Source organism: Methanofollis formosanus (assembly GCF_019633745.1).
In the GTDB taxonomy this organism is placed as follows: Archaea; Halobacteriota; Methanomicrobia; order Methanomicrobiales; family Methanofollaceae; genus Methanofollis; species Methanofollis formosanus.
Genome location: NZ_CP037968.1, coordinates 2,946,524 through 2,965,921, shown reverse-complemented (window position 1 = coordinate 2,965,921; position 19,398 = coordinate 2,946,524). Strand labels below are relative to the sequence as shown.

At 62.4% G+C, this 19,398-nt stretch carries 17 protein-coding genes and 1 pseudogene; 6 read left to right on the top strand and 12 right to left on the bottom strand.

All coding sequences use genetic code 11. The features are described 5' to 3' along the window. Positions 1-32: 32 nt before the first annotated feature. The 5 genes from E2N92_RS13515 to E2N92_RS13495 form a co-directional block, all read right to left on the bottom strand. The gene (locus E2N92_RS13515) at positions 33-1,469 is read right to left on the bottom strand and encodes a dihydrolipoyl dehydrogenase (RefSeq protein ID WP_220681660.1); all 1,437 of its coding nucleotides are present in this window, start codon (positions 1,467-1,469) and stop codon (positions 33-35) included. A 669-nt stretch (positions 1,470-2,138) separates the two neighbouring features. Then, positions 2,139-2,915, bottom strand: a complete 777-nt coding sequence (locus E2N92_RS13510) for a hypothetical protein (RefSeq protein ID WP_220681659.1) — start codon at positions 2,913-2,915, stop codon at positions 2,139-2,141. Positions 2,916-3,937: 1,022 nt separating this feature from the next. Continuing rightward, the gene (locus E2N92_RS13505) at positions 3,938-4,354 is read right to left on the bottom strand and encodes a molybdenum cofactor biosynthesis protein MoaE (RefSeq protein WP_220681658.1); all 417 of its coding nucleotides are present in this window, start codon (positions 4,352-4,354) and stop codon (positions 3,938-3,940) included. Between the two features lie 18 nt (positions 4,355-4,372). Then, positions 4,373-4,651, bottom strand: coding sequence for a MoaD/ThiS family protein (locus tag E2N92_RS13500; RefSeq protein WP_220681657.1), 279 nt, complete (start codon positions 4,649-4,651; stop codon positions 4,373-4,375). Then, the gene (locus tag E2N92_RS13495; protein ID WP_281425786.1) at positions 4,648-5,373 is read right to left on the bottom strand and encodes a HesA/MoeB/ThiF family protein; all 726 of its coding nucleotides are present in this window, start codon (positions 5,371-5,373) and stop codon (positions 4,648-4,650) included. The genes E2N92_RS13500 and E2N92_RS13495 overlap by 4 nt, the downstream gene beginning before the upstream one ends. A 332-nt stretch (positions 5,374-5,705) precedes the next feature. On the opposite strand from E2N92_RS13495, the gene E2N92_RS13490 reads away from it, so the two are divergent. The 3 genes from E2N92_RS13490 (at position 5,706) to nadA (ending at position 8,680) form a co-directional block, all read left to right on the top strand. Then, positions 5,706-6,890, top strand: a complete 1,185-nt coding sequence (locus E2N92_RS13490) for an aminotransferase class V-fold PLP-dependent enzyme (RefSeq protein WP_220681656.1) — start codon at positions 5,706-5,708, stop codon at positions 6,888-6,890. A gap of 2 nt (positions 6,891-6,892) precedes the next feature. Beyond that, positions 6,893-7,663: a formate dehydrogenase accessory sulfurtransferase FdhD gene (fdhD, locus tag E2N92_RS13485; RefSeq protein ID WP_220681655.1), complete on the top strand. Its 771-nt coding sequence runs from the start codon at positions 6,893-6,895 to the stop codon at positions 7,661-7,663. A gap of 111 nt (positions 7,664-7,774) precedes the next feature. Further along, a complete protein-coding gene (gene nadA, locus E2N92_RS13480) occupies positions 7,775-8,680 on the top strand; it encodes a quinolinate synthase NadA (RefSeq protein WP_220681654.1) in 906 nt (301 codons plus the stop codon). A 19-nt stretch (positions 8,681-8,699) separates the two neighbouring features. Here nadA and zupT read toward each other — a convergent pair whose 3' ends face one another. The 7 genes and pseudogenes from zupT to E2N92_RS13840 all read right to left on the bottom strand — a co-directional run. Further along, positions 8,700-9,497: a zinc transporter ZupT gene (zupT, locus tag E2N92_RS13475; protein ID WP_246589248.1), complete on the bottom strand. Its 798-nt coding sequence runs from the start codon at positions 9,495-9,497 to the stop codon at positions 8,700-8,702. A 431-nt stretch (positions 9,498-9,928) separates the two neighbouring features. Beyond that, positions 9,929-10,396: a metal-dependent transcriptional regulator gene (locus tag E2N92_RS13470; RefSeq protein WP_220681653.1), complete on the bottom strand. Its 468-nt coding sequence runs from the start codon at positions 10,394-10,396 to the stop codon at positions 9,929-9,931. Positions 10,397-10,415: 19 nt separating this feature from the next. Then, positions 10,416-10,877: a hypothetical protein gene (locus E2N92_RS13465; protein WP_220681652.1), complete on the bottom strand. Its 462-nt coding sequence runs from the start codon at positions 10,875-10,877 to the stop codon at positions 10,416-10,418. Continuing rightward, positions 10,878-12,092, bottom strand: a complete 1,215-nt coding sequence (locus E2N92_RS13460; RefSeq protein WP_220681651.1) for a nucleoside recognition domain-containing protein — start codon at positions 12,090-12,092, stop codon at positions 10,878-10,880. It lies immediately after the preceding gene. Then, a complete protein-coding gene (locus E2N92_RS13455; RefSeq protein ID WP_220681650.1) occupies positions 12,092-12,700 on the bottom strand; it encodes a FeoB small GTPase domain-containing protein in 609 nt (202 codons plus the stop codon). Before E2N92_RS13455 ends, E2N92_RS13460 begins: the two co-directional genes overlap by 1 nt. Positions 12,701-12,727: 27 nt before the next feature. Further along, positions 12,728-12,925 carry a FeoA family protein gene (locus E2N92_RS13450; protein ID WP_246589363.1) on the bottom strand — a complete coding sequence of 66 codons (198 nt, stop codon included), beginning with the start codon at positions 12,923-12,925 and terminating at the stop codon, positions 12,728-12,730. An 88-nt stretch (positions 12,926-13,013) separates the two neighbouring features. Further along, positions 13,014-13,166 (bottom strand): annotated as a pseudogene (locus tag E2N92_RS13840) (FeoA family protein); the annotation flags it as partial. A gap of 1,750 nt (positions 13,167-14,916) precedes the next feature. Between E2N92_RS13840 and E2N92_RS13440 the strand changes: the two are divergent. The 3 genes from E2N92_RS13440 to E2N92_RS13430 all read left to right on the top strand — a co-directional run bounded on the left by E2N92_RS13440 (position 14,917) and on the right by E2N92_RS13430 (position 19,320). After that, a complete protein-coding gene (locus tag E2N92_RS13440) occupies positions 14,917-15,342 on the top strand; it encodes a MarR family winged helix-turn-helix transcriptional regulator (RefSeq protein WP_246589246.1) in 426 nt (141 codons plus the stop codon). 9 nt (positions 15,343-15,351) lie between these two features. After that, on the top strand, positions 15,352-17,292 hold the full coding sequence (locus E2N92_RS13435) for a heavy metal translocating P-type ATPase (protein ID WP_220681648.1): 1,941 nt from the start codon (positions 15,352-15,354) through the stop codon (positions 17,290-17,292). 111 nt (positions 17,293-17,403) lie between these two features. Further along, positions 17,404-19,320: a heavy metal translocating P-type ATPase gene (locus E2N92_RS13430; protein WP_220681647.1), complete on the top strand. Its 1,917-nt coding sequence runs from the start codon at positions 17,404-17,406 to the stop codon at positions 19,318-19,320. Positions 19,321-19,398: the final 78 nt, after the last annotated feature.

Genomic DNA, 19,398 nt, shown 5'->3' with positions numbered 1-19,398 from the left:
CCCGGTCAGGAGTTCCGGGATGACCTCCTCTCTTACTCTGATCGTTCTGGACCCGATCTGCCGATGACGCTTGCATACCCGGAAGGGGTCATCAGGTTGAGAAATGCCCGCTGCACCACCTCGGAAAGGGCCGGGTGGATGTGCATGCTCTCCATCACCGCCTCCGCCACCCCCCCGGAGAGGTACATCGCGGTGACGACCTCCTGAATGAGGACCGACGCCGAAGGGCCGATGATATGCGCCCCGAGGATCTTGAGGGTCGCACGCTCCAGGATCACCTTCACAAAACCGTCCTTCACCCCCATCGCCATCCCCTTCGCCGTCTCATCGTAGCGCTGGAAACCGATCAGGATCCCGTCTTCGCCATATCGTTCCACGGCCTCCTGCTCGGCCAGGCCGACAGCGGCGATCTCTGGGTCGGTGAAGACGGCGTGCGGCACGACATCGTATGCCGCTTTCACCCGTTCTCCCAGAACCGCGTTCAGGTAGACGATCTTTGCCTCATAGTTGCCGACATGCTTGAAGAGGGACTTCCCGTTCGCGTCGCCGAACGCCCAGACGTTGGAGCTGGAGGTCTGGAGATACTCGTCCACCGCGATCCACCCGTGGGTGTCGGTCCTGATCCCGGCCTGTTCCGGGTGGAGAAGGTCGGTGTTGGGGCGCCGCCCTGAAGCGACCAGGACGGCGTCGGCGACAAATTCCACGTCCGTGCCGCCGATACGGTCCCGTGCGGTGAGTCTGATCTGCCCATTTGCGGTCCTCCCGGCCCGCCGCACCTCGTGGCCGGTGACGATGGCGAGGTGCCGGCCGAGTGCTCGCCGTGCAAGTGCGGAGACCTCGGGCTCTTCGGAGGGGAGGAATCTCGGGTTTCTCCCGATGACCGTCACCGCCGCACCCATCGCCGCGAGGAAATGACCGTACTCCGCGGCGATGTATCCGCCCCCGATGACTGCCACGCTTTCGGGAAGTTCTTCCAGTTCGAGAAGCGTGTCGCTGGTGAGATATCCGACTTCCTCGAGGCCGGCGACCGGCGGGACGGCCGGACGCGATCCCGTGCAGAGGAGGATCAGCGGGGCATGCATCGCGGTTCCGCCGACCGAGAGTGTGTACGGGGCCGTGAACTCGGCCACCTCCTGATAGTAGTCGAGGTCTGGGGAGGACTCCAGGCTCGCCCTGATCCCGGCGACCTCCTCCTGCACAGAGGTCCGCATCCGCTCCATCACCGCGGCGAAATCGACCTCCTCAAGTCTGGCCTTCACCCCAAACCCGGCCGCCCGCTCGACCATCCGGACCAGTTCTGCCGGGTAGAGGAGCATCTTCGAAGGGATGCACCCGCGGGTCAGGCAGATCCCGCCTGGTGCGTCTTTATCGACGACCGCGGCCCGGGCCTTCGGATGGTCTTCAAGATAGGCCTCCACCACCGGCATCGCCGAGCCCGAACCGACGGCGATGAGGTCGTACTCTTTCATGGGAATACCCGGGGGGCAGGAGGCAGGGGGGCGGGATAAATCTTTCTGGCCGGGATCACCGGTCCCTCACGGCTACGGATAAATGGACTTTGTAGAATCGAGCATGAACCCTCGGCTCACGCATACGCGATGAAAATTTTCTGAGCTGCGCTACGGCGTGTGGGCGGGACCCCAATCCTCGCGACAGGATCTTTGGAAGATCTGGTTTCATCGCCGCCCCGGCTATCCTCGTCGTGGGGGTCCGGGGGCAGAGCCCCCGGCGCGAGATGGCGGTAAAGATTTGACGATTGGGGGCGGCCGATCCATCAGAGGAATATTCTATCCTCTGCGTATCGGCTTCAACATGATATGAAGAGTTCAAACTCTCATGCAAACCTGAAGAGAGGATCGTCTGGATCATTTTCATGGTAAATCATCGTGATGGTTCTCTTCGACGGGGGCCCTGCCGCCCCCCAAACCCCCCACGCGAGCGATAGGCGGCGGACTGCAACCCCCCTTTCATATTCATTTCCCCGCCTTCCGCCCCAATCTTCATCCTGGGGGTCCGGGGGCTCCGCCCCCGGCACCGATGTTTGGGAAGGCGTGATGATCTAGATGTGCCGCCCTCATCGTAGAATTGTTCCTGGAATCTCGCACCGGGGGGTTGCACCCCCCGAACCCACCCGATCCCTACCCGAGCATACGCCTTAACTTCTGTGCATATTCACTGTTTTTTCTGCTCTTCGGGAGACACTGGAGGATCTCAAGCGCCCTTTCATAGCGCTGAGAGGCATAGATCTCATCCATCGGGTCAAACCCGCGATCGCCCTGGATCTGCACCGGCATCCCGATGCATCCTGGAGCCGATAAGATTGTGAGAACCTCCAGTTCCTCCGGGGACCCAACGGCAACAACCTTGCCGTGCATGCATAGGGCCTCATAAGGGACGACCTGGGCGTCGATCCCGGCGTCGCACCGCCAGAACTGTTCTCCGGATGCCCGGATCTTCTTCATTCTCTCCTTGAGCAACCAGATCTGCTTATCGTACTCGCCGGCCTCGACAAATGCCTGGATCTCCAGGTCCTCCACCTGCTCGTCGGTGACCAGCACCCGCAGTCCGTCGGCCGGTCGTCTCATGACCTGGATTTCATTCCGGCATGCCGGGCACTTTGTCTTTTTGAGCGGCTTTTTCTTCAGGCTCTTGCCACAGTACGGACAGACGGCCTCGACATTCCCGATGGGTATCAGGCCGTTCGGGATCTCCGCGACGATCTCGTCGATCACGAGATCGTAGTCCACCTGCGCTACAGTGTCTGCAACGGTCTGCGCTTGTGTGGATGCCACAAATTGTTTGAAGGCCGTGGTCTCTTCAAAGGGAACCCCGGGGTTCTGCCCGCCATCCCGGGCGCGGGCGACCAGTTCCTCTGAGAGGGCTCGGATGATCTCGTCCTGGTCAGGTTCATGCATGCCCCGCTGCCCTGATGATTCCCCCGGTCCATACTCTCTACGGCTCTGTGTCACCTTTGCGTGGCGGGCCTTCCCGGAACCACCGAAGAGATCGTGCAACAGACCCATGATATCACCGCCCATGGGGGTGATCAGTGCCCTGTCCGAACAGGTCTCTCCTGATCGTACAGGTGCGCCGGATGCAACGGTTTGCATCTGCTCCATGTGTCCTGATGAAGCAGTTCATCTCACGCTCCCTTCCAGTTGCCTCCACCGTATCCACCATGATCCATTCAAACGTATAATATACGGTTCAAGTCATAAGTTGGTTCCCATATGTCACAAAAGAAACAATAAGCAGTCAAAAACGTCTAGTTTATATCGGACAATATTTAAATAAACATATGATTAATTTCTTTCTCTCCCAGATCTGAGGACAGATGCTCTGTACGCCGTTCTCGTCTCCACCCGTCAAATGATCCCATGTTCAAAGGGGACATATCCCGACAGGAATCGTTGTCTGGATCAAATCCCTTCCGCCCCGGGAATTCAGAATGCATGGCTCTGTTGAATCGGGCATGAACTCTGGACTTCAAGCATACGCCAAGGTCGTCCCAGTACTTTCCGGACTTGATATGTGATCTGAAGATGTTTCTGAAGTACGACGTCGTTCAAGAGATAAATGCCGCCCCGCCCCTATCTTCGTCATGGGAGGTCCTGGAGGTCTCCCCCTGGGGGAGAAAACCGTTTAACATTCCTCGTCCTTCTGATAGGGCGGCCCGTCTGATCGACGTGCCTTCCCTCATCTTCACGCCGGGGGCGCTGCTCCCGGATCCCCCCACGACGAGGATAGGCGGGGGCGGCGATGGAGCGAGGCCTCCACCTGTTCTCCTGTCTTGAAAAGGGAGAGACCAAGCGACGAGAAACAATGCATCGAGTTCTGCGACCCTGAGCGTCCCCCTGTCGCGCACGGTCGGCGTCCTCTGCTCGAGCACTCCGTCAGGGCATGGAAGACGGCTTCCTCAGGGATGAGGAGACGATTCTCATTCTTTCCTGCTTCCCGCCTCGCCGGCCACCCACGTTTCGTCGCCGGCCCTGTACTCTTTCTTCCAGATCGGCACCGTCTGCTTGAGCCGGTCGATGACGTACTCACAGGCGGGAAACGCCTCTTTCCGGTGCCCGGCGCCGACGACGATGACCAGGATCGTCTCGCCGACCTCGAGCCTGCCGATCCGGTGGACGATATCCACCGAGTCGATGGCATATCGCTCCATCGCCTCGTCCCGGATCGCCGTGAGTTCTTCGTGTGCCGCCTCCTCATAGGCCTCGAGTTCCATCGCCTCAAGTCCGTCGTCGTCCCTGACGGTCCCGACAAAGGTGACCAGCGCGCCCATCTCCGGCCTCTGTGCAGCCCGGATCAGCGCACCGGCGTCGATCTCGTCATGGGAGATAGTGATCATCTCTCTCCATCTCCTGGTTTATCCGCCGGCGACCGGCGGGAAGACGGCGACCTCGTCCCCGTCCGCGAGGGCCGTCCCGCTGACCGCGGCATCTCCGACCCGTCGCCGGTTGTGCATCAGCACCACATGGCTCAGGAGCCGTCCCTCTCCGTCGAAGAGGGCGGCACGCCCATCCTCACGGCGCTCTGCAAACCTCTTGAGAAGGACGTCGAGCCCGGCCCCATCGGGAAGATCGATGACCTGCTCGGACCCGAAGATCTCCCTGAACCGTGCGAAGGCCCGTACCCGTACCTTCATTTCGTCTCCCTGCACGCCGTGCAGGCCTCGTCCCGCACGATCTCGATCGAGTCGGTCGTCCCTCTCAGTCCGTCCAGGATGAGCAGGCGCCCGGCAAGGAGTTCGCCGGTGCCGGTCAGATACTTGATCGTCTCGTTTGCCTGGATCATCCCGATCAGACCGGGTGTCGTGCCGACCGCCGGGAAGACCACTTTCGGCGGGGCCTTGGGGAAGATACATCTGAGACACGGGGTCTTGCCCGGGATGAGCACTGTCGCCTGCCCGTCGAACCCGCTGATCGCACCGTGGATGAAGGGGATCCCCTTCTCGATGGCGACCTGGTTGAGGACGTACCTCGTCTCGAAGTTGTCCAGGGCGTCGATGATCAGGTCGGCGTCCCCCACCAGGTCGGCGGCGTTCGCCTGGTCGATCGTCGTGGAGACGGCATGCACCGTGATCTGCGAGTTGAAGGCGGCCAGTTTCTCCCGCACCGAGTCGACCTTCTGCCGCCCGACGTCCTTCTCATAATGGAGCACCTGCCGGTTGAGGTTGGTCGTCTCGATGAAATCGTTGTCGACGATGGTGATCGTACCGATCCCGGCGGCGGCAAGGTAGAGGGCGACCGGGCACCCCAACCCGCCGGCACCGGCGATGAAGACATGCGCATTGTCCAGACGTTCCTGCCCCTCTCTGCCAAAGAGCATCACCTGGCGAGCATAGCGGTCCTCTTCTCCGGCCGACACGCGCTCATGCCTCCTGGTGATCGTCCTGCCAGGAAGACAGGCCGCGGCGTTGGCGGTAGTCGTTGACTATTGTAGAGATTCTATTGATCATCTTTATTGCGTCCATTCTGGATTTCTCCTGTATCTGATGTGCCCGGGCATGATCACAGTGCATGCGCTCAAGCGGGGAGGATATATATGCTTCGGGCCGATTCACGATCGTGAATTCATTCCTTACGTCACATTTCCACCATTTCAATATTGTGATGCCGGGCGATCGTCTGAGCGGCGTGGTAGCGGCAGAAGGTATATGCGGTGAGGTGACGATGGCAGGTGCAGAGGGGCACAGTGTTATGAGAGATATCAGAGAGTGTCGTGCCGACTTCCCGCTGACCGAAGACCTGGTCTATATGGACAGTGCCTCGGTCAGCCTCTGCCCCGAGCAGGTGATTGGTGCGGTGGCCGAGTACGACCGGCGCTATCGAGCCAATGTCGGGCGCGGCGTCCACCGGCTGACCCGGTTCGCTTCGCAACGCTTTGAGGACGCGAGGGCGCGGGTCGCCGGGTTTATCGGGGGACAGGCCGGGGTGACCGTGCTGACCGCCAACACGACGGCCTCGGTGAACATGGTCGCCGGCGGGATGCGCTGGCGGCCTGGCGACCGGGCGGTCACCTTCTCCTCAGAACACCACTCCAACCTCCTCCCCTGGCTGCGGCTCCGTGAGCGGGGTGTGGAGGTCGAGGTCGTCGCCCCCGAACCCGACGGTCTCCTCGACCCGGCCGTCGTCGAAGCGGCGGTCGACGACCGGACCAGGCTGGTGGCACTCACTCATGCCTCCAACGCCCTTGGGTCGGTCCAGCCGGTCAGGGAGATCGGGACGATCGTCCACGAGCATGGCGCCCGCCTGCTGGTGGACGGGGCCCAGTCGGTCCCGCACCTCCCCGTCGATGTGGAGCGTCTCGGCTGCGACTACCTCTGTTTCTCAGGGCACAAGATGCTCGGGCCGACCGGGACCGGCATCCTCTGGATGCGGGAACCCGACCTCGACCCTCTCCTCCTGGGCGGCGGGATGATCGAGACGGTCACCCCCGACGGCTATACGCCGGCCGCGCCGCCGGCACGGTATGAGGCCGGGACACCGCATGTCGCCGGGATGATCGGGCTCGGGCGGGCGGTCGGCTATCTCGAAGAGGTCGGGATGAATGAGGTCCGCCGGCATGAAGCACACCTGACCGGCCGACTCTTCAAGGGGCTTTCAGGACTGGATCACGTCACCGTCTTTGGGCCCGATGATCCGAAGAAGCGGATCGGTGTGGTCTCCTTTGTGGTGGACGGGATGCACCCTCACGACGTGGCCCATATCCTTGACGAGGCCGCCGGGATCATGGTGCGGTCGGGCGAACACTGCTGCATGCCCCTGATGCGCCACCTCGGCCTGGCGCACGGGACGGTGCGGGCAAGTTTGTACCTGTACAATACGGCGGAGGAGGTCGACCTCCTCCTGGCCGCCGTCGAGGAGATCACGCGGACGGTGTGAGGATGTTCAGGGAAGTCCCCTGTATCCGGGTGGAGGAGGAGGCGTTTGCCGGAGGAGAGCATGCGGTCGTGGAGGAGGTCGCGTTCACCGTCACCGTCAATGGCCGCCAGGCCCTCACCGCCATGACCGGCCCGGCGATGCTCAGGGAGTTTGTGACCGGTTTTCTCTTCACCGAGGGGATCGTCAGGGGCCTCGACGAGATCGAGTCTATGACGATCGAAGAGCATGCCGCGAGTGTCCTGACCACCAACCCCTTCGCCATTCTGGTCTCAAAAAAGACGGTCCTCTCCGGGTGCGGGGGGACCTCCTCCTTCCTCGACGGCGCCCGTCTCCCGACGGTCAGTTCCGACCTCGAGGTGACCCCGGCCACGCTCCGTGCGGCGGTGCAGGACGCCCTCACCTCAGACCTCCATGCCAGGACCGGGGGGGTGCACATCGTCGGGCTGTACGACCGTGAGGGCCGGGTCTGTCTGGCCGAGGATATCGGGCGGCACAACGCGATGGACCGCGTCATCGGGTACGGTCTTCTGCATGAGATCGACTTTTCCCGCACCTTCGTGGTCTGTTCGGGCCGGATCTCATCCGAGATGGTGAGAAAGTGCCTGGTCGCCGGGGTGCCGGTGGTCGTCTCCAGGGGGGCGACGACCACGCTGGCCCTCAGGATCGCCGAGGAGGGAGGCGTGACCGTGGTCGGGTTCGCCCGCGGGCGAAAGATGAATATCTACACCAGGCCCGAACGGGTCGCGGGCGCTCCCTCACTCCCCCGTGAGTGAGGCGAGAAGGATGCAGGTTCTGTTGCATTCAACGACCACAACATTCACAATCACGCAACCCATTACCGGCACCATTGGGAAGAGACCGGGAACAAATCAGGAGCAGGTGAGATGGTGAACCAGACCATTCAAGACGAGATCGCACGCCTGAAGAGAGAGCAGGGCGCCGTGATCATCGCCCATAATTATCAGATCCCTGAGGTCCAGGAGATCGCCGACCTTGTCGGCGACTCCCTCGAACTTGCACGCGCCGCCGCCGGACTCGAAGAAGAGATCATCGTCTTCTGCGGTGTCGACTTCATGGCCGAGACCGCCGCGATCCTCGCCCCCGAAAAACGGGTCCTCCTCCCCGCCGTCGACGCCCTCTGCCCGATGGCCCAGATGGTCACCGCCGGCGAGGTGCGGACGCTCAGGGAGCGGTACCCGAAAGCGGCGGTGGCCTGTTATGTAAACACCCCGGCAGAGGTGAAGGCCGAGAGCGACATCTGCTGCACCTCGGCCAACGCGGTGGCGGTGGTCGAGTCGCTGGACGCCGACCAGGTGATCTTCGTGCCTGACCGGAACCTTGGGCGGTACGTCGCACGCTTCACCGCCAAGGAGATCCTCCCCTGGGAAGGGTTCTGTTATGTCCATGACCGGATGACGGTCGAGGACGTCGACCAGGCGAGGGAAGCGCACCCCGACGCCGAGGTGCTCGTCCACCCCGAGTGCCGGCCCGAGGTGATCGATGCCGCCGACCATGTCTTCTCCACCTCAGGGATGGTCAGGCATGTCTGCTCGTCACCGGGCGAGGAGTTCGTCATCGGGACCGAGAACGGGATCCTGTACCCGATGCAGAAGAAATGTCCGGGGAAGCGCTGTTATCCTCTCTCCGAGCAGGCCATCTGCATCAATATGAAAAAGACCGACCTCCCCCTGGTCAGAAAAACCCTGGAACGCCTGGAACCCAGGGTCACCGTCCCGCCCGAGATCGCCGACCGGGCGCGGGCGGCCATCGAGCGGATGCTGGCACTGTGAAAACCGATCCCCCTGCCTTTCACCGGACCACCAGCAGCACCGCCGCCATCACCGCCATCCCGAGGACCAGGCCGTAGACTGCGAGGTGCGCCTCCCCGTACTCCCTGGCTGCGGGCAGGAGTTCGTCGACGGCGACAAAGACCATGATCCCGGCGACTACAGCGAAGAGAATGCCGAGCACCGCCCCGCTGAGATAAGGAAGGAGGATGAGAAAGGCGACCACCGCACCGGCGGGTTCTGCAAGTCCTGAAAGAAGGGAGTACAGGAAGGCCATCCACCTGCTTCCGGTCGCATAATAGATCGGCACCGAGACGGCGATCCCTTCGGGGATGTTGTGGATGGCGATGGCGACGGCGATCGCCACGCCGATGCCCGGGTCGAGGAGAGCGCCGGAGAAGGTGGCCATCCCCTCGGGCATGTTGTGGAGGGCGATCGCCGCGGCGGTGAGGAGGCCGGTGCGGTACAGGCCGCCGGTCTCCCTGCGCTTCCCTTCTCCTTCGTTTATTGCCTCGACCTTCCTTACCTCATGCGGGTTCTGGGGGTACGGGACGACCCGATCGATGAGGGCGATGACCCCCACGCCGCAGAAGAAGGCGACGGTTGCGACCGGCGCCCCGGCGGTCTCCATGGCACCGACAAGGAGTTCGACGAAGGAGACATAGAGCATCACTCCGGCCGAGAACCCGAGGGCGGCCGAGAGAAAGCGGGTACTTGTCCGCCGGGTAAAAAAGGCCATCAGGCTCCCGAGGCCGGTCGAGAGTCCGGCCAGGAGGGTCAGCCCGAAGGCCATGAAGAAGGACACCGGATCGGTCATCATCTGGACGCCACAAGTGTCCTGTCATCACTTAAATGGCAGACCTTCTACACTCACAGTCGAAGCGTGGGTGGGTAGGCACGCCGATCAGACGTGCCGCCCACAATCGTCGAATCTTCACTACCTTCTCGCGCCGGGGGGTTGCACCCCCCGAACCCCCCCACGACGAGGATAGGTGGGAGCGGCAATAAAACATAGTTTCCATCGATTCTCCTGTCTTGAAAAAGAGAGATCAAGCAACGAGAAATTTTCATCGCGTATGCTTGAACCCCAGGTTCATGCCCGATTCTACGCGGCCGATATTTCAACTATCATCCATCGCTCGCTTCTGCGAGGGTAAGGCAGGAGAGTTCTGGGATGACCTCATTGTCTGGAGGGGATATCCGGATGTGGAGCCCTCGTGATGCCTTCTTCTGCTTGCTCTGGTCGAAAACTCACCGTTGGCGTCTCTCAAAATGGAACTTCTTGCAGAATGCGGAAAAGCGCTCGCGTGCGTCAGAAGAACCGGTGCCGTTCCTGAAATATTCCACCAGCACTCCGATCTGCTCGATGGTCTCGGGGTGGAGTTCGTGCTCCATGAAACAGGCATCTTTGTCGGCGACATCTTCGGGCACCTCGATGAGCATCAGGAACGACTTGAGCGTGTCGTGCCTGGACTTGATCACCCAGGCGACCTTCTCTCCCTCCGGCCTGAGCGTCACGCCCTCGTACTTCCGATACTCGACCAGACCCATCCGGTCGAGTTTCTGGAACATCTCCACGACGCTTGAGGGGCTGACGTCGAGTTCGCCGGCGACATCCTTGGTCCTGGCATAACCCTTCTCAAGAGAGACATTGAGGATGGCCTCAAGGTAGTCTTCGGCTTTTCTGGTGAGGGCAATCACGCCCTGTACCTTTACCATGCTTCATCAAAAAGGTTGTTCAGGCCCCCTGCCTCTGGTTGAGGAGGAGCCAGGCGACGATGAGCGTGAAGGGGAGGAGGAGGATCGCCGGGGCGTACGGGGGTGCGAAGCCTCCGATGAACCCTCCGAGCGAGTTGAAGAAGGCCTCGCTCTCCTCTCCCGCCGGAATGCCGCCGCAGATCATCCCGAAGATGTCGCAGCCCGCGACCAGCCAGACCATGATCGCTCCCAGCACGGCGGTGGCACGCTGGTCGAGGTCTCCGAGGCCGCGGGCGCCGGCGAGCATGAAGAGCCCGCCGAGGGCGACGACCAGGCCGCCCCAGGCCCAGCGGAAGAAGTCTTCGCCGGTGATCTCAAGGATGCCGATACTGATCGGCCCGGTGCCGCCCGCCCAGACAAGGACGTCGGCAAGGCCGAGGATGAGTGCCGCCGCTCCGACGAGAGCGGCACCGATGGATGCGATAGTATATGATGTCTTCATTTATGCCACCCCCAGGAGAATGCCGATCCCGTGGATCACGCCGCCGTATGTGAGAACGACCACAGCCAGGACCGCAATAGCGGCCAGGAGCTGCTTCCAGCCCTCACGGAGCATGATCACGAAGGTGGCCACGCACGGGAAGTAGATGGAGATCAGGACGACCGAGGTGATCATCTGGTACGGCGTCATGGCGATGGTGGAGAGCTGAGCGACCGCAAGGTCCTTCCTGAGGAATGCGGCAATCAGCGGTGCGACCGTCTCGGACGGCACCCCGAACCACGTGATAAAGATGGGCGCCAGCAGGTTGGAGAGAGCCTGGATCACGCCGGTGAGATACAGGACGTTGACGATGAGGATGCCGAGCCAGACAAAGGGGATCGCCTCCTTGAGGAAACCTTTGGTCCGGTTCCAGAGTTTCTTCGTCACGTTCTCGCGGATCGGCCACCGGTATGGCGGGACGTCGATGAGGATCTCGGGGTTCTCCCCTGGTATCAGGCGGTCAAGGAGGAACCCGAAGACCGCGAAACCGATGAGCAGATACAGGATGACCCATCCCACCAGGTCAGGGATGACAGCAAGCATGATCCCGAGTTGTGCCCCGCACGGGACGAAGATCGCAAGGAGCGTCATCATCAGGAAACGCTGTTTCTTCGTCTCCAGTACCCTGGTCGCCGTGACGGCCGGGACATTGCACCCGAGGCCCAGGATCGTTGGGACGATCGCGTACCCGTGGAGCCCGATCTTGTGGAGGAAGGTGTCGGCCAGAACCGCAAGCCGCGGCAGATACCCCGAGTCCTCAAGGAGGGTCATCGTCAGGTAGAAGATGAGCACCGCCGGGAGGACGACGCCGATGGAGACAAAGAGCCCTGAAGTCAGGACACCAAAGGCCTCGAAGCAGTTGTCCGCGAGCGGGTCGCCGACGAAGAGGAAGTAGTGAATACTGTTCGGGTCGGGCCAGGCGCTCTGGAGCCAGGGGAGCCAGTGGTTGTCGAAGAACTTGACCATGAAGCCGTCGGTGACCAAGTCGCCGGCGAACGAGCAGAAGACGCTCCAGAAGGCATACAGGACGGCGAGCGCGACCGGCAGGCCGGTGAGCGGTTTGACGGTGAGGTCGCCGAGGGCGTCGGCAAGGCCGCGGCGCGAGACGCCGGTCGAGACAACTTTGCCTGCGACACGGTCGACGAGGTCCCAGCGCTCGTCTGCGGTGAGGCCCATCACTCGCACCCCCCGCACCCGGCACAGCCTGAGCACCTGCTCAGACGGGCGGTCTCAGGCGACGAACCGTTTGATCGTGCGGAGATGGCGGCGACGTCGGCTGACTGCGCCTTCCTGAGCATCGCGGCCAGGTCCTTGATCCCCTCCCCCATCGTTGCCGAGGTCTGGACGACCGGGACGCCCAGGAGGTTCTGCAGGCGGCGGGCGTCGACTTTGATCGATTTCGCGCGGGCGGCGTCCATCATATTGAGGACGACGAGCACCGGCGCACCCCGCTCCATCACCTCGAGGCTGAGGTAGAGCCCGCGTTCCAGGCGGGTGGCGTCGAGGACAAGGAGCACGACGGCGTCGGGGTGTTCGTTCAGGATCCGGACGGCTACCTCCTCAGCGGCGTCCCGCGGCTCGAGCGAGTAGGCGCCCGGCACGTCGATGATCTCATAGGCCGTGCCGCCGTCGATCAGGTTGCCCTTCATGACGTCGACGGTCGTGCCCGGATAATTGGAAACGACGGCCTCGGCCCCGGTGAGGCGGTTGAAGAGGGCGCTCTTGCCGACGTTGGGGTTCCCGACCATCAGGACGGTGCGGGTATTGGTGTTCTTATTTTGCATGGGTGTTTGCGCTCCTGAAACGTTTCTTTAGACCTCGACCACCACCAGGGCGGCGATCTCAAGGCCCATGGCGACCTCGACCCCTTCTGCAAGGACAACTGCCGGGCCCTTGATCGGTTGTCTGGTGATCATCTCCAGGCGTTTTCCTTTTCTGATGCCAAGGCAGTTTAAATCGTGACGAGAACCAAGGAGTTCGATGACAACCCCGGTCTCGCCATATTCCATCTCTGTCACTTTTTTCTGCGTCATACAACCTCTCGACGATGATATGTTCTGCCATCCTCCTGCCGAGCACGATCTCGCCGCCGCCGCTCTGGAGGACGACGGGACCGAAGGTGCAGGAGACCATGGTGACGGTGCGGCCGACCTGGACCCCGCGGAGAGCGAGATGCTGGTGGAGGCCGTCCCGGCCGTGGATATCGATGATCCGTGCACGATCACCGGATTTGAGTTCAATCAGCTGCATGCAGGCTGTTCCTCAGGAAAAGAATTGTATGTTCGATTGATATGAGGGCTCGCCGAAAGACTTTCGGGATTTTCGGGCATTCGGAAAAAGTTTCGGATATTGGAGATTTTCCGAAGTGACGGTATCGAGCGAGCACCGGTATGACCCACCCTCAAATTCGCCAGGATTGGCCCGAGTTTCAAGGACAAAACCCCTTATCCGGGGTCGTTTCGGGCACTTTTTCCGATCGGCCCATAGGGGCGTTTATTCATGCAACGCGGCGAGGCAACCGGGCCTCTCCAGGCCCTCTGAGGCGACGCATGACTACAGGCAATGTAAAACCTCATGGCCGACCGGTATCGTCTGCGAGAGGGGCGGGAAAGATGACAGGATCGTGGGTAGATTTACCATGAGGATACCCTGGAACGATCTGAGGCGTGTAAACCTCACTCGAACCGAAGCACTTCCTTCCAGGAGTTTGGAACGCATACCTTCCGCCAGGGGGCTGCGAGCGATAGCAAACCTGGGTAAATTGGCTCTGTAGAAAAGAGGGCTTTGTAGAATTCACCATGAACCACCAGCTCAAGCATACGCGATGAAAATTTCTCGTCACTTGCTCTCTATCTTTTCAAGACAGGAGAATCGGGGGGGATCGTGTTCCATCGCCGCCGCCTATCCTCCTCGTAGGGGTCCGGGGTGTGCAACCCCCCGGTGCGAGATTCCAGGAAAAATTCTACGAGGAGGGCGGCAATGCAACAGGCATCTCATTTTCATCCGGTATGCTCGAGCCAGAAGTTCATGCCGAATTCTACACCCCGTGGCAACATCTTATCTCTGATCCGGCAGCAGCGATCTGATCTTCAACCACGAGATCAGGACAAAAGGTGTCTCCGACCGGCATAACCGGTCGTGGAAAAATGAGTTTCTTCCCTCTCAGATTCTTTATGGGTGCGTGGAACCACTGGAGGGCGATGAAATGTGGCGATATTATTTCTGAGTATGGCTCCGGACACATCCTCCCCAAGCGGGTGTCTGGAGAGATAGTACGGTGGGTTTTTCCCTGGAGTGCACAAGGAACCTGTGTGTGCATGGCCGGGACAGAGAAGAAGTATCACCGTCCCGCGGTGTCGGTCACATACGCTCACCCCCTGCAGGCGGAGACACTCTCTCCGGTGCCTTTCCTCCCATACTTGATTGCCTGAAGATGGCCCTGAGGCCTTCCGGGAGGCCGTTGAGATCTTTTTTTCCTCTGACCGAGGCGACCACGCTCATATGCCAACCTCCGGGCATGCATTTTTTCTGCTCGTGCCCGGTCCTTCGGACCTGTTCTTTGCTGCTTTCATAAGCCTCTGCATCAATAGTCGGTCATTCGGTGCTGATGTACCCTTCCCGAAGAATCTTTGGAAAAACGACGGCGATGAAACTCATTGCTCCTGGAGCATATCGTAGAGAGCTCCAGGGCTTGCCCTCTACCCCGTGGCTCTTCACTGATGAAGATTGGCGGGAGATCGCACTTTCTCTTCATCGACATCTCTCTGCTATCCCATCTTCATCGACATCAGGGGGTGAGGGGCAAAGTTCCCAGCACAGGTTTATGAGAAGACACACCGATCCAACGTGCCGCCCCTCATCATAGAATCTTTTCTGTAACCTCGCGCCGGGGGCGGCAACAGGGTGGTGATCCCACGCGGTGACCCGTCGTCTTCACCTCCATATTCAAATAGTACGATTTTGAAATAGTTTGAATGTCAAATTGTAAGACCATAGGATCATGATCACCATGGACACCATCGAAGAACTCAATGAAGAACTCGTGGAATTTTTCGACCGCTTTGCATCATGGGAGACCTCGGTCATCCAGTCAAGCCCCCTGACCGTCTCGGAGGCGCACGCGATCGAGATCATCGGCCACTACGGCCGGATGAAGATGAAAGACCTTGCCGAACACCTCGGCGTCACCACCGGCACGACCACGGTCACCGTCGACCGGTTGGAGAAGGGCGGGTATGCCAGGCGGACGCCCTCTGAGAAGGACCGGCGCTCGTACATCATCGAACTCACCCCCAGGGGCGAGGAGGCCTTCCTCGATCACCACCGCCACCACCTCCACCTGGCAGGCGAGATCGCCTCGGCCCTCAACGAAGTGGAGACCGAGGTCTTCATCTCGGCGCTCAAAAAGATCAACCGACTGATGTGAGGGAGAGAGATGCAGAGACCGTCATGGTGCACCGGGGAGACGGCCAGGATCGGACTTGCCGTCCTCCTCCTCGCGGTCGCATTGGCCGGCGGCTATCTCCGGGCCCTCCCGTCCCTCCTCGTCACCGCCCTCACCATCGCCTCCCTTCTCATCACCGCGACCCCCTTCGTCGTCGAGACGGTGCGGGGGCTCGCGAGGAGAGAACGGAACGTAGGCGAACTCGCCACCCTCGCCATCGCGGCGGCCGTCCTCATCGGCGAGTATACCGCCGCCGCCGAGGTCGGACTGATCATGGCCGTCGGCGAGATGGCGGAGGAGTTCGCCTTCAACCGCTCGAAGAGAGACATCGAGGGGATCGCCGTCGCAAACCCGGGCCACGCCCTCCGCAAAGATGGAGACGGATGGACCGAGGTGCGGACCGACGACCTCGTCCCCGGCGACGTGGTGCTGGTCAGGCCCGGCGACCTCGTCCCGGTCGACGGGACCGTCGTCGTCGGGAGTTCGGGGATCGACGAGTCCAGGTTGACCGGCGAGAGCACGCCGGTGGAGAAAGGAGTCGGCGGGAACGTCTATGCCGGGACCGTGAACCTCGACGGGACACTCGAAGTGCGGGTGAGCAGGGCCGGCGAGGACTCGACCTACGGGAAGATCGTCACCCTCGTGAAAGAGGCTGGCGAACGCCGCCCACCTGCCCGCCCCTTCATCGACCACTTCGCCTCGGTCTATACCCCGGTCGTCCTCGCCGTCGCCGGAGCGGTCTGGGCCGTGACCGGCGACCTGCACCGGGCGATCACCCTCCTCATCGTCGCCTGCCCGTGTGCGCTCCTCCTCGCCACCCCCTCCGCGGTCCTGGCCGCGACCGGCGCCGCCGCACGGAAGGGTGTCCTGATCAAGGGCGGCGAGTACCTCGAGGCCGCCGCACGGGTGGACACCTGCGTCTTCGACAAGACCGGCACCCTCACCAGGGGGATCCCCGCCGTCACCGGGGTGGTCCCGGCCGATGGCCAGGACGAGCACGCTCTTCTCGGCCTCGCGGCCGCCGCCGAGCGCGGCTCGCCTCACCCCTTCGCACGGGCGGTCATGGCCGCCGCCGAGCGTGCCGGCATCGAAGTCAGAGCGCAGAGCGAGGCCCGCCTCACCCACGGCATGGGCGTGGAGGCCCTGACCCCTGCAGGAAGAGTCGTCGTCGGCAACGCCCTGATGATGGAGCAGGCCGGGGTCGCCATCCCCCCCGGCGCCGCCGGGACCGGGACGGCGATCGCACGCACCGGCGCCACCCCGCTGTACGTGGGCCGCGACGGCGCCTTCGCCGGACTCATCAGGGTCGAGGACCAGGTCCGCCCTGAGGCGCCCGGCGTGGTCTCGGCCATCAGGGCTGAGGGGGCGGAGAAGGTCGTCATCCTCACCGGCGACCACGAGGCCGCGGCCAGGGACGTCGCAGCGCAGATCGGCATCGGTGCCGCCGAGGTGAAGGCCGGACTCTTCCCGGCGGAGAAACTGGAGCAGATCAGGACCCTCCAGGCCGAAGGACACACCGTCTGCTTCGTCGGCGACGGCACCAACGACGGCCCCGCCCTCGCTCAGGCAGAGATCGGGGTGGCCATCGGGTCACGCGAGGACACCGTCGCCCTCGAGACCTCGGACGTCGTCCTGATGCGCGGCGGGATCGCCGCCCTCCCCTGGTTCCTCCACCTCGGCCGGCAGACCAGCAGGACCATCACCGCCAACGTCGTCTTTGCCCTCGGGTTCGCGGCCGTGATGGCCGGGTGTGCCGCCGGCGGACTCATCACCCCGGCGACCGCCGCCATCGCCCACCAGTTCGGGACCATTATTGTCCTGGCAAACTCGGTGCGTCTTGCCGGAGCAGACCGGGACTTCCCGGCCCGTGTGTCTGGAAAAACTTCGGATATCTCTCATATTCCAAACGATCTTCGGGACTCCTTCATCTAACCCGAAAAGATAGATATCTTCTGCGCATCCAGGACAGGAGTCTGCCAGGACTTCCTGTCCCCTTTCCATTCGTTTCCATGCGCGATTTTGACACCGGAGAATGATCGGACCATGCCAGGACCACATACCATTGCATTTTTCAAAAAGGTCGACGCACTGCTCGGCGCCATCAGCCCGAACCATGACACGATGCTCCTGCGAGTCATTGCCGCCCTTGTCCCGGTCCTCTGTTTTGCCGGCGACCTGATCTCTGGCTCCCCGGTCCTCGCCTCGATAGGTGTGGTCACTTATCTCTTCTGCCTGGTGCTGTACGCCGAGGGGCTGCTCAGGACCGTCCTCATGATGCACCGGGTCAGCGCCGAACTCCTCATCGTCGCTGTGATGACCGTCACCTTCCTCGACGGCCAGCCTCTCAGCGGGGCGCTGGTCGCCTGGGTCATCGGGCTCGGGCTCTTCATCGCTTCCACCATCATCAAGAAGAACCGGAAACGGATCGAGGGGCTGGTGAAAGAAGGGAAACAGACGGCACGGGTGCTCGACGGCGGTACCGTCAGGGAGGTCGGGGTGCACGAAGTCTCTGCCGGCGACATGGTGATCGTCCCGAAGGGGGCGACGCTTCCGGTCGACGGCGAGGTCATCGAAGGCCGCTCCTCGGTCGACGAGTCGGCGGTCACCGGCGAACCCTACCCGGTCTTCAAAGAGGCAGGAAGCCCGGTCACCTCAGGCACCCTCAACCTCTCCGCGCCCCTCCATGTCAGGGCGACGCGGGACGGGGACGACACCTACCTTGCGGTGGTCACGCGAGAGATCGAAGGGAGCCTTGCCACGAAGTCGCAGACCCAGCAGCGTGCCGAGACGATGGTCCAGGTCTTCCTCATCGGGGTGACCGCGTATGCCGGGCTCCTCTACCTGGTCACCGGCAGCCTCGACCTCCCCGCGACCGCCCTCTCGGTGGCCTGCCCCTGCGCCTGGGCCCTGGCCACCCCGGCCGCCTTCGCCGCGACGATCGGGCGCCTGGCCTGCGAGCATGTCCTCACCAGGGGCGGCGAACCCCTTGAGCGCCTGGTCGGGGCCGAGACCCTGGTGACCGACAAGACCGGCACCCTCACGCGGGCCGAGCCCGAAGTGGGAGACCTCGTCATGCTCAACGGTGCCGACAGGAAGGAGGTGCTGAGATCCGCGGGCGCGATCGAGGCCAGGTTCTCGCACCCGATCGCCACGGCGATCACGGCCTATGCGGCGTCGCAGGGGGCCGGCGCCCTGCCCGAGGTGACCGAGAGCGAAGAACTCCCCGGCCAGGGCGTGCGGGCGGTCGTGGACGGGAGATCGGTCTTTGTCGGAAGCGGCGAGACGACCCGGGCGGCCGGCGTCACCCTTCCGTCCGTGCAGTATGAGGGCCGGGCGATCTGGCTCGCCGTCGAAGATGTTCCACAGGGGGTCTTCGTGATCAGGGACGCCCTCCCCGAGACCGTGGACGGGTTTGCCGACGCCGTGCGGGCGTGCGGGATCAGTCGCGTGGTGCTGGCCACCGGCGACCAGGAAGAGGGAGAGGCGCAGCGGGTCGCTGCCGCGATCGGTGCCGACGAGTACCATGCCGGGTGCCGGCCTGAGGACAAGACGGCGCTGGTGAAGCGGTTCCAGGACGGCGGGCGCGTGGTGATGGTCGGCGACGGGACCAACGACGCCCCGGCCCTCGCTGCGGCGGACGTGGGGATCGCAATCGGCGGCCACCGCAACCCGGGCCTGGTCGTGCGTTCGGCCGAGGTCGTGGTCCTGGGCGACGATCCGGCCGCGGTCCCCAAGATCCTGGCCGCGGGCAGGGCGATGAAACGGGTGATCACCCAGAACTATGCCTGGGCGGTGGGGTTCAACACCGTCGGCCTCGCCCTTGCAACCGGCGGACTGCTCAACCCGGTCCTGGCCGCCGTCTTCCACCATATCAGCTCGGTCTTTGTCGTGGCCAACGCCGCCAGGCTGTATTTCGGCCGGGGCGGCGACTCAAAAAACGGCCAAAATAGTCCCCAATAACTATTTTGGGCCCAAATAACTGCGAAATTTTTCGCACTCAAGGGATCTTATTTTTATGGGGGGGACCTATCTCTATGC

Coding starts and splice junctions, on each gene's coding strand:
- E2N92_RS13440 (WP_246589246.1), top strand. CDS start 14,917: ATGATCACCATGGACACCATCGAAGAACTCAATGAAGAACTCGTGGAA.
- nadA (WP_220681654.1), top strand. CDS start 7,775: ATGGTGAACCAGACCATTCAAGACGAGATCGCACGCCTGAAGAGAGAG.
- E2N92_RS13505 (WP_220681658.1), bottom strand. CDS start 4,354: ATGATCACTATCTCCCATGACGAGATCGACGCCGGTGCGCTGATCCGG.
- E2N92_RS13500 (WP_220681657.1), bottom strand. CDS start 4,651: ATGAAGGTACGGGTACGGGCCTTCGCACGGTTCAGGGAGATCTTCGGG.
- E2N92_RS13465 (WP_220681652.1), bottom strand. CDS start 10,877: ATGAAGACATCATATACTATCGCATCCATCGGTGCCGCTCTCGTCGGA.
- E2N92_RS13450 (WP_246589363.1), bottom strand. CDS start 12,925: ATGGAATATGGCGAGACCGGGGTTGTCATCGAACTCCTTGGTTCTCGT.
- E2N92_RS13435 (WP_220681648.1), top strand. CDS start 15,352: ATGCAGAGACCGTCATGGTGCACCGGGGAGACGGCCAGGATCGGACTT.
- E2N92_RS13430 (WP_220681647.1), top strand. CDS start 17,404: ATGCCAGGACCACATACCATTGCATTTTTCAAAAAGGTCGACGCACTG.
- zupT (WP_246589248.1), bottom strand. CDS start 9,497: ATGATGACCGATCCGGTGTCCTTCTTCATGGCCTTCGGGCTGACCCTC.
- E2N92_RS13455 (WP_220681650.1), bottom strand. CDS start 12,700: ATGCAAAATAAGAACACCAATACCCGCACCGTCCTGATGGTCGGGAAC.
- E2N92_RS13460 (WP_220681651.1), bottom strand. CDS start 12,092: ATGGGCCTCACCGCAGACGAGCGCTGGGACCTCGTCGACCGTGTCGCA.
- E2N92_RS13490 (WP_220681656.1), top strand. CDS start 5,706: ATGAGAGATATCAGAGAGTGTCGTGCCGACTTCCCGCTGACCGAAGAC.
- fdhD (WP_220681655.1), top strand. CDS start 6,893: ATGTTCAGGGAAGTCCCCTGTATCCGGGTGGAGGAGGAGGCGTTTGCC.
- E2N92_RS13470 (WP_220681653.1), bottom strand. CDS start 10,396: ATGGTAAAGGTACAGGGCGTGATTGCCCTCACCAGAAAAGCCGAAGAC.
- E2N92_RS13510 (WP_220681659.1), bottom strand. CDS start 2,915: ATGCATGAACCTGACCAGGACGAGATCATCCGAGCCCTCTCAGAGGAA.
- E2N92_RS13515 (WP_220681660.1), bottom strand. CDS start 1,469: ATGAAAGAGTACGACCTCATCGCCGTCGGTTCGGGCTCGGCGATGCCG.